Here is a 10,210-nt window from a genome sequence, read left to right as displayed (position 1 = left end):
ATCGAACCAGGCGACCAGCCGGCGGATTTCGGCGCGGTTGGCGGCGGGGCCGTTCAGCATCGGCGCCTTGTCGATCGTCTCCTCCAGATATTCGCAGATCGCGGTGGAGTCGATCAGGGTCAGGCCGGCAAGCGGGTCGGTCAGGACCGGCGTCTGGCCGGCGGGGTTCATGTCGAGAAATTCATCGCGGCGTTCCCACGGCGATTCGCGGAGCAGTTCATAGCCGACGCCCTTCTCGCCCAGCAGGAGCCGGACCTTGCGCGAGAAGGGGCAGAGCGGAAATTGATGGAGTTGCCACATGATCGAGCGGTCTTAGCGCAGGGGGCGGGACGCGCCAGTTTTGCGTGACGCCGCGTCGACTCGGTTCATCGGGTCCCGGGAACGGCCCGTCGTCAGCCCCTGGCCGGATCGACTCCCAGCTGGCGCGCGGCTTCCAGGATCGTGGCGAGGCGATAGGGTTTCTTGAAGAAGCGCGCGTCGGCCACCATCGCGCTGGGTTCCTCGAAAAAACCGGTGGCGTAGATGACCGCGATGTCGGGATGCGCGCGACGCGCGGCGGTCGCGACCGACCAGCCGTCGATCGTGCCGGGCATGCGAATGTCGGTAAACAGCAGGTCGAACATGTCACCGCCATTCAGCAGATCGACCGCAGCGCGACCGTCCTCCGCCGTCACGACGTCGAAACCCGCGTCGGCAAATTCCTCATGGGCGATCGACCGGACCAGCGACTCGTCCTCGACGATGAGGACGCGCGGTCCCTTGTTGCTAGACGTCACGTATCCCGGCCTTTCACATCCCCGTCCATCGGCAGGTACAGCATGACCTCCGTCCCGCTTCCGGGGACGCTGTGGATGCTGATATCCCCCTGCGACTGCTTGGCGAAACCATAGACCTGACTTAACCCCAATCCGGTTCCCTGACCAAGGACTTTAGTCGTAAAGAACGGTTCGAACACGCGCTCGAGATGTTCGGGCGGGATGCCGATGCCGGTGTCGCGCACCGTGATCACCGCCGCGGGCACGCCATGCTCGTCCGGCTGGACCCCGGTGGCGATGGTGATGACGCCGCCGTCGGGCATCGCATCGCGCGCATTGATCGCCAGGTTGATGATCGCGCTTTCGGTCTGGTTACGATCGACCAGGACCGGAACCGGATCGGGCGCGCGTTCGAGCCGCAGCACGACCTGCTTGCCGAGCGCGCGTTCCAGCAGCGCCTGCATCCCGCCGACGATCGCGTTCAGATCATGGTGGCCGGGCAGGAGTGGTTGCTTGCGTGCGAAGGACAGCAGCTGATCCGTCAGGCGCGCCGCGCGTTCGGCACCTTCGGTTGCGTTCCGGATCGCGTGCGACAAGCGGTCATGATCGGGCGCCAGCCGGTTCGCACGGTCGAGATTGCCGATGACGATGGTCAGCAGATTGTTGAAATCATGCGCGATGCCGCTGGTCAGCTGACCCACCGCTTCCATCTTCTGCGCCTGGCGCAGCATGGCTTCGGCGTTGCGGCGTTCCTGGCTTTCCTGTTCCAGCGCGGCGAGCGCGGCATCGCGTTCCGCGATCCGATCGCGCAGTTCGGCATTGGCGCGTTGCAACTGCGCCGGCGACGGCAGCGCGATCGCGCGCGGCAGCAGCGGCCACAGTGCGACCGCAGTGATCACCGATGCGGCCGCGGTCACCAGCTTGACCAGCGCCTCGATCCCGTAGGCCGGCACCCACAATGTCACGATCGCGATGAAGTGGGTCGCCCCGCACGCCATGATGAAGATGGCGAACATCCACACCACCCAGCCGAACTGGACATCGCGGCGGCGGGTGAGAAACCGGGCCAGCACGATCGGGATCGAGAAATAGGAAATGCCGATCAGCGCATCCGAAACGACATGCGTCCAGATCAGCGCGGGATCCCACAGCAGGCAATAGCCGTGCGGCGCCATGCCCCGTTCCGCGAGCAGATGGTGCAGATACTCGAACATCACGGCTTCCCTCCCTTCGCCCGCCCATAGCCGCAGGAAGGGCGCCGGTCACGTCATCCGTTACGATCGATGAGTAGGGCGTTGAAATCCCTGTGACAATCAAGAAAGCGGCGTTACGAGATAGTCACCCACGGCCGCGTCGAACCGGCAGGTGGTCGCGGCCGGCAGGCACGCGACCGCTTTGCCGGCGGCATCGGTGATCGCCCAGCGGCGACCGCCACCTGTGGCGAGGAGGACCGGGCCGGCACGGTCGGGACGGAGTGTTGCGTCGCGGAGTCGCCCGCCGGCCCAGCGGATCGCCACGGTGACTCCGCCGCGCGCCCGCAGGCCAGCGACCGAACCGTCGCGCCAGCCGGGCGCCAGCGCCGGCAGCAGATCGATGCCGTCGGGGCCGCTTTGCAAGAGCGTTTCGGCGATGCCGGCCGTGGAGCCAAAATTGCCGTCGATCTGGAACGGAGGATGGGTGTTCAGCAGGTTGACGTTGCTGCTGGTCATCAACTGTGCTGCGAGCATGCGATGCGCGGCGTCGCCATCCCGCAGATGCGCCCACAGCGCAATTTTCCACGCGCGGCTCCAGCCGATGCCCGGTTCGCGCCGTTCGATCCCGAAATCGCCGCGCGCGACCAGCGAGGTCCGGGCTGCGGCGGCGAGATCGGGTGTCCGCGCCGGCGACACGGCATCGCCGGGGTAGAGCGCGAACAGATGCGACAGGTGGCGATGGGTGTTGGTGGGATCGTCGAGATCAGCCTTCCATTCCTGAAGCTGGCCCCAGGATCCGATCCGCAGACCGGGATCGAGCGTGGTGAGCAGCGCATCGGCGCGCTTGACTCCAGCGGCGTCGCCCAGCGTGACCGCCGCGGCGCGGGTATCCCGCAGCAATTGCGCGACCAATTGCTGCGACATGGCGGCGCCGGCGGTAAAATCGCCCTGTTCCGGGGAATAGCTGGGCGAGGCGACGCGGCGGCCGTCGCGCGGATCGGTCTGCAGCGTGGCGGCCCAGAAAGCGACCGTGTCCTTCAGCAGCGGATAGGCGCGGTCCCGCAGGAAAGCACGATCCCCGGAAAAACGATAATGATCGTAATATTGTGTCGCCAGCCAGGCGCTGGAATCGGGGAACCAGAAGGCGGTGGGATAGTCGATCGGGCCGGTATAGCCCCAGATGTTCATGTTGAGGAACGACACCCAACCAGGTGCGCCGAACACCGACCGGGCGGTTTCACGGCCGGCGGTGCGCAGCCCATCGACGAAATCCAGCAAAGGCATCGCGGTTTCGGACAGGTTGGTGGTGTCCGCCGCCCAATAGTTCATCTCCGTATTGATGTTCACATGATAATCGGATTCCCAAGGCGGCGCGGTCGATGCGTTCCAGATCCCCTGGAGATTGGCGGGCAGTGATCCGGGCCGCGACGACGCGATCAGCAGATAGCGACCATATTGAAAATACAGCGCTTCCAGCGCGCGATCGGCGGGCGCGTCGGTGCCGCGATAAGCCTGGAGCACGCGGTCCGTTGGCTGATCCGGCATGACCTGGCCGATGGAAAGCGCGACGCGGCCGAACAGCGCGTGATGATCGCCCTGGTGCCGCGAGAGCAGGGCAGCGGCCCCGCGTCGCATCGCGGCGTCGATCCGCGCGCGGACCGCCGTGTCGGGATCGGCGCCGCGATAGGCGGGATAGACCGGCGCATAATCGGTACCAAGCGCGACGATGATCGTCAGACTGTCGGCGTTGCGGACCGCGACGCCGCCGAACGGAAGGTCGGTACGGGTGCCGCCTTCCGGTAGAAACTGCGCCATGCCCGCATAGCGGAGGCCGTTGTCGCGGAGCGCGCCGGCGACGGTGAGGCGCCCGTCGTGCGCCGTGACGGTGCGTGAGCGGTTGGTAGGAAGCGCGAAGCCGCCGTCGAGCGCGATCCGGCCCGGGTGGTCGGCGGTGAGGCGGATGACGAGAACGCCGTCGGGATAGCTGGCATAATAGTCACGCCGGTAGCGGACGCCGTCCTGGGTATAGCTGACGGTGGCGACGCCGTCGTCGATCGCCAGCGTGCGGCGATAGTCCTGCACCGGGCCACCGGTGCCGGCCCTGCGCAGCACCAGATCGCCGAAGGTCTGATAGGCACCGAAGTTGCGGACCGGTTCGCCGAGGATCGCGGCTACCTCCTCCGGCGCCATGCGGCCTTCCCTGGCCAGCCGCCGCCGGACCCCGTCGAGCGCACCGGGACGCGGCGTGCGCCAGTTGCCGTGGTCATAGCCGCCGAGCGTCCCCGGCCCGCCGGTCCACAGCGATTTCTCGTTGAGCTGGACATGATCTTCCTCGACCTGCCCCCCGATCATCGCGCCGATCGCGCCATTGCCGATCGGCAGCCCGCGTTCTTCCCACTCGCGCCCAGCCGGCGGCGCCGGGCTGTCGAACCGGAGCGTCAGCGCGGGATCGCGCGCGGCGACCAGCGTGGGCGCGACGGACGAGAGGAACAGCGCCAGCAATCGCGCGACGGAAATCGGCAGGGTCCGGCGGGTAGCAGTCATGGAACACTCCAACGCAGAAAAATGGGTTCCGGTGAGACACCGGAACCCATGCAGTTTATCGAAGCACCACCGCTATTTTCGGCAGGGCTTCCGGGGAAATGCGACCCATGGATCAGAAGCGGGCCGTCGCGGCGATCGAGAAGACGCGACCATTTTTGTAGATGGAGGTCGGCGCGTTCTTCGTGCTGCTATACTGATAATAGGTTTCGTCGAGCAGGTTGGATGCTTGCGCCGTGACCTGGATGTTGGCCGTCAGAGCATAGGATACCGACATGTCGAGCTGACGATAGGCATCGGTATAGTCCTGCGACTGCTGGCGCCCGAAGCGGTAGAAATATTTCGACCGGCGGTTGTAGCTGACCCGCGCCTGGAACGGCCCCTGTTCGAAATAGGGGACGATCGTGACGGTATTCCGTGACAGGAACGGAAGCCCGGTTGCGAAGCCCGTTTCGGCATCGGCATAGGTATAGTTGGCCTGGATCCCGAAGCCCCAGATCAGATTGGCGTTACCCGACAGCGAGAAGCCGGTAACCTTCGCCTGCCCGCCGTTGATCGGGCGGGTGATGGCATAGCGCAGGGTCTGGCCGGTGACGACATTCGTGAACTGGACCCCCTGGCCATCGGGACCTTCGTCGACCGAGCTACCCACATAGTTGGATATGTCGCGATAGAAGAATTCGGCCGAGAGCAGGCTGCCGGGCTTGAAATACCATTCGGTCGACAGACCGAAATTGGTGGCCGCATAGGGCTTCAGATCCGGGTTGCCGCCGCCGCCCGAGCGGGTGGCGTCGTCGAGCGTGATCGACCCGGCGAGATCGCTGTAGCGGGGGCGGGCAATCACCTTGGCCACCGCGCCGCGGATCACGACATCGTCACCCGCCTGGTAGCTGATGTTGGCGGCCGGCAGGAAGCGATGTTCGTCATTGGTGACGTTGGTCAGGACCGTGTTGCCCGCGCTCGACAGATAGAAGTTGGAGTCGTCGCGCGTGAAGACATAGCGACCGCCGATGTTTCCCCGGAACTTGCCGGTTTCGAAGTTCAGCTGGACATAGCCGGCCGCAATCTTTTCCTTGACCAGCCAGTAATCACCCTTCGAGAAACCCCGGTCGATGTTGGTGGTGCCATAATTTTGCAGTGCAGCGATGATGCCGTCCTTGTCGAGGGTGGCGTAGGGCGTGCCGTTCCCTGACGTTCCAAGCCCGTCATAGAGATCACCGGCGAGAACATAGGGGTTGAGATCAGCGAGCGTGAAGTTGCGATTCGTGAAAATCGCGTTGCTAAACGTCGTATTGCTGTTTTCATGATCGACATAGCGGCCACCGAACAGCAGGTCCTTGATCGGTCCCCAGTTTACTTCGCGCTTGAAGTTCAACTCGCCGAAGATTTCCTTATCGACCGTAAAGCCGGACTGGAGCGGAATACCGCCGATCTGCCGGCCGAAGAAAGGCCGTCCGCCATTGGCGGCCTGGTCGGACGGGCTGAGATTTTCGCCGCCGAATGCGGTGAAATTGCTGATCCAGCGCGAGGCGTCGCTGGCGGGATATTGCCAGTCGACCGTCGTCTTCCGCCCGTTGGCGCCGGCGGTGAAGCCTTGCTGTGTCCGAAAATCGAGCAGATATTCCGGATCCTTACCGCCCGAGGCGCGGGTGGCACCGGCATTGCCGGTGATTTCCCAGCCGGCCGGCTTCCAATCCAGCAGCAGGGTGGCGGAGTCGTTCTTGATGCGCGTCCGGCGGAAATTCGTATCCAGCTGTCCGGTCGCACCCGTGGAGCCCGGAGCGAGGCCCGCGAAGGTTGCCGAGGTGACGATACCCGGCAGCCCGTTGGTCCCCGGAATGAAGGTGGCTGCCGTCAGCTGCGAGCCTTCATAGCCATAGGTATATTCGGAATTGGAAACATTGTCGTAATTGCCGCGGATGACGAGTGCGGTTCCCGTCAGGACGAGATTGTCGGCCGGCTTGACCTGGATCGCGCCGCTGAAGCCGATGCGCTGGCGTTCCTGCTTGAAGAATTCGCGGGCGAGAAACGAAGCGTAGCGGGCGTTACTGAACGCGTTGATCGTCGCCTGGTTCGGAAGCGATCCGTTGATGGTCGGGCCGCTGGCGACGGTGTTGTTGGGACCCGTATAGACGATGTTGCCGTTGGCATCCTTCGGATACTTCTCCAGCAACGCGGCACCGGTGCGATACCAGTAGCTGGCGACGCCTGCACGGCTGAGCTGTTCCTTGTCATAGTTCACGGCGCCGAGGAAACCGAAGGTTTCATCGGCATTGCGCCAGCTGTACAATGCCGAGCCACGGAAACTTCCACGCTTGGCACGATCATTATATTCGTATCCGCCGGTTGCGGCGATCGTGTTGGCGCCCAGATCAAGCGGCTTGCGGGTCACGATGTCGACGGTCGCGCCGATCGCGCCTTCCTGGAGCCGGGCCTCGGGAGTCTTGTAGACCACCGCCTGACTGACGATCGTCGGGGATAGCAGCGAATAGTTGAAGCTGCGGCTGGAGCGATCGGAGGGGTTCCCGCCCCAGTCCGCCGACGCCACCGAGTGACCATCGATCGTCAAACGGTTCAGCGCGGGCTCGACGCCGGCAATTGACAGCTGTTCGCCTTCGCCGAACTGACGGTCGACGGTGACACCAGGCAGACGGGCGAGCGAGTCCGCAATATTGCTGTCCGGGAGCTTGCCGATATCCTCGGCGCTGATCACATCCACGATGGAATTGGCGCGGCGCTTAACTTCGATCGCGTCGCGAATCGAACGGCGGAAACCCGTTACGACAATATCTCCGTCGTCCTGTCCGGGTCCCCCAGGTGCTTCTTGCGCGATCGCCGCGCTGGTGACGCAACTGAACGCCGTTGCCAGCAGAACCATATAACGAAGTTTCATCGTCATTCCCCCCTTTGCCATGATATTTCTGCCCACCGCTCGGACTTTTCGTCCATGTCAGCGGGCGCCCCGACATCTGGCCACACAGTGCGTGAACAGATACCGTACCAGTGTATAACCAATCTCAGTTCTGCATGCTATCGGTATTTTTGTGCAGCAAAGGACGGCTTCACTTCGACGTTTGTGGGAGAGCAGGCACTAAGGGGTCGCCTGTTGATCCGGCCAATTCGGCGTCCGGTGCTTGATGAGGATCAATTTTCGGCCAAGAAACCGTGCAAAATCAATATCGGCTTCATTGGGAGCTCTGATTTCCGATAAGCTGCACGGTGGATCGCGCAGTATTTTGCTGCAATGCAGTATTCAGGGATCTGACCACCGAAAAGCGGTCGTTTTATGCGACATGTTCGCAATAACTCCCATGCCGACGTTTTTGTGCACTGTCGTGCGACTCAGGGCCCGCGCGTCTACCTGGGCGGGCGGTCGCAGCGATACAGATGTTCGTCATCGTACCAATAGGAGACAAGTGATTTAGAAAGTGCGTGCAGACGGCGGCGGCTCTGGTGCGTGGCCGGGGCTGACAGCGTAGCGTGGTCGCGATAGGCAAGGGGGTTGGTTCACCGGGAGCGTGTTCATGATCTTCGATCGCCGTGATTTTCTGTTGTCCGCATCGGCCGCCGGGCTGGTTGCCGGGGCCGCGCCGGTGCTGGCGGCGATCGACCCGCGGTTGCGCGGGGTGCTGGATGCGATGGCCAATGACGCGCTGGACCGATCGCCGGAAACCGCCAGCTATCTGGGGCTGGATACGGGCGCGCGGGCGGCGGCGCGTGGGCGGTTGAACGATCGGTCGGCGGCGGCGCGGGCGCGGACGTTCCAGGATATCGCGGGCTATCAGCGGATGTTGTCGCGTGTCGATCGCGGCGCGCTGACCGTGCAGGACCGGTTGCTATATGATTCGGTCGCATATGAGCTGGCCAATGGTGCGGCGGGCGCGCGCTTCGCCTACGGTGGGGTCGGGACGTTCGGCGGCGGCAACCCCTATGCCGTCAGCCAGCAGGACGGCGCCTATCAGGCGATCCCCGAATTCCTGGATTCGGTGCACCGGGTGGAGACGCGTGCGGATGCCGAAGGCTATCTGGCGCGGCTGTCGGCGATGGCGAAGGCGCTGGACCAGGAAAGCGAGCAGGTGCGGCAGGATGCGGGGCGCGGCGTGATCGCCCCCGATTTCCTGATCGACACCACGCTGACCCAGTTGCGCGGGCTGCGCGGTACGGCGGCGGGCACGTCGCGGATGGTGACGTCGCTGACGCGGCGGACGACGGAAAAGGCGATCGCCGGCGATTGGGGCGCGCGCGCCACGAAGATCGTGAGCGGGACGGTCTATCCCGCGCTGGACCGGCAGATCGCCGTGCTGACCACGGTCCGCGCCAAGGCGACACCGGATGCGGGCGCGTGGAAGCTGCCGCAGGGCGATGCCTATTATGCCTGGCTGCTGCAATATGCGACCAGCACCGACCTGTCGCCCGACGCGGTGCATCAGATGGGACTGGACCAGGGCCGCGAACTGGACGCGCGGATGGACACGGTGCTGAAATCGCAGGGGATGACGCAGGGCACCGTCGGCGAGCGGCTGGCCGCGCTGACCAAGGACCCGAAGCAGCTATACCCGAACACCGATGCCGGGCGGGCGGAAGCGATCGCCTATGTCACGCAGAAGATCGCGGCGTTGCGCGCGCTGTTGCCGCAGGTGTCGCGGATGACGATGCGTGCGGACCTGATGGTGAAGCGGGTGCCGGCCGATATCGAGGCGGGCGCGGCGCTGGGCTATATGAACTTCGCCTCGCTCGACGGATCGCGGCCGGCAATCTATTACATCAACCTGAAGGACACGGGGAACTGGCCGCGCTTCACGATCCCGTCGCTGTCGGCGCATGAGGGGTTGCCGGGCCATGCGTGGCAGGGCGCCTATATCGCCGAGCATCGCGACGACGTGCCGCTGATCGGATCGCTGATGGGGTTCAACGCCTATACCGAAGGGTGGGCGCTGTATTCGGAACAGCTGGTCGACGAGCTGGGGTTCTACAAGGATGATCCGTTCGGGCAGATCGGGATGTTCCAGGCGCTGCGTTTCCGCGCGTCGCGGCTGGTGACCGACACCGGGCTGCATGCCAAGCGCTGGTCGCGGGCGCAGGCGATCGACTATATGACGTCCAGCACCGGGCGGGCGCGGGCGGCATGCACCAGCGAAGTCGACCGATATTGCGCCAGCCCGGGCCAGGCGTGCGGATACAAGGTCGGCCATACCGAGATCGTGCGGTTGCGCGACAAGGCCAGGGCGGCGCTGGGCGCGCGGTACGATGTGCGCGATTTCAACGATGCGGTGATCCGCGCGGGGGCGGTGCCGCTGACCGTGCTGGCAACCGCGATCGACGATTATGTCGCGCGGACCGGAGCGGCGGCATGATGGCGAAAGCGTAAGATCACGCCGGTTGCGGGCGGGTGCGGTGCAGCGTAGAGCGGCCGCCGATGGCGTCGGCGTTCCCCCTTCCTGCGTCGCACCGGCCGGACGCGTCGCCGCGGCGGCGCGGGCTGACCTTTGCGACCGTCGTGGCGGCGCATCTGCTGGTGCTGATCCTGCTGTTCCGGCCGGGGCCGCCTTTGCCGCCGAAGCCGGTGGCGCCGCCCGACCCCAAGGTGTTCGAGGTGCGGCAATATGCGGACGAGACCGTCGCGCCCAAGCCCGCGCCGCGCGGGATCTTGGCCAAGGCGCGGCGGACCGCCGGCGGCGGCGCGGTGCGCGCGCCGACCCCGCCCGTACCCCCGGTCGCCCC

Annotated in this window: 6 protein-coding genes and 1 pseudogene; 2 read left to right on the top strand and 5 right to left on the bottom strand. The window is 64.9% G+C overall.

Annotated elements, in window-relative coordinates; translation table 11 throughout:
- From VF649_RS02125 to VF649_RS02105, 5 genes are all read right to left on the bottom strand, one after another.
- The coding region (locus VF649_RS02125; protein ID WP_331010308.1) for a glutathione S-transferase N-terminal domain-containing protein at nt 1-300 on the bottom strand (300 nt) is incomplete at its 3' end.
- 92 nt (nt 301-392) lie between these two features.
- Nucleotides 393-776 (bottom strand): response regulator, encoded by a 384-nt coding sequence (locus VF649_RS02120; protein WP_331010307.1) that lies wholly within the window; start codon nt 774-776, stop codon nt 393-395.
- Nucleotides 773-1,969: an ATP-binding protein gene (locus VF649_RS02115; RefSeq protein ID WP_331010309.1), complete on the bottom strand. Its 1,197-nt coding sequence runs from the start codon at nt 1,967-1,969 to the stop codon at nt 773-775. Before VF649_RS02115 ends, VF649_RS02120 begins: the two co-directional genes overlap by 4 nt.
- 99 nt (nt 1,970-2,068) lie before the next feature.
- Nucleotides 2,069-4,492: a glycoside hydrolase family 95 protein gene (locus VF649_RS02110; protein ID WP_331010306.1), complete on the bottom strand. Its 2,424-nt coding sequence runs from the start codon at nt 4,490-4,492 to the stop codon at nt 2,069-2,071.
- A 112-nt stretch (nt 4,493-4,604) separates the two neighbouring features.
- A complete protein-coding gene (locus VF649_RS02105) occupies nt 4,605-7,382 on the bottom strand; it encodes a TonB-dependent receptor (RefSeq protein WP_331010305.1) in 2,778 nt (925 codons plus the stop codon).
- Nucleotides 7,383-8,013: 631 nt separating this feature from the next.
- On the opposite strand from VF649_RS02105, the gene VF649_RS02100 reads away from it, so the two are divergent.
- Both VF649_RS02100 and VF649_RS02095 read left to right on the top strand, forming a co-directional pair.
- Nucleotides 8,014-9,843 (top strand): DUF885 domain-containing protein, encoded by a 1,830-nt coding sequence (locus VF649_RS02100; protein ID WP_331010304.1) that lies wholly within the window; start codon nt 8,014-8,016, stop codon nt 9,841-9,843.
- A gap of 62 nt (nt 9,844-9,905) precedes the next feature.
- Nucleotides 9,906-10,210: pseudogene (locus tag VF649_RS02095) on the top strand (hypothetical protein); the annotation flags it as partial.

This window comes from Sphingomonas sp., assembly GCF_036387535.1.
GTDB lineage: Bacteria > Pseudomonadota > Alphaproteobacteria > Sphingomonadales > Sphingomonadaceae > Sphingomonas_R.
This window is presented reverse-complemented; position numbering and strand designations above follow the sequence as displayed.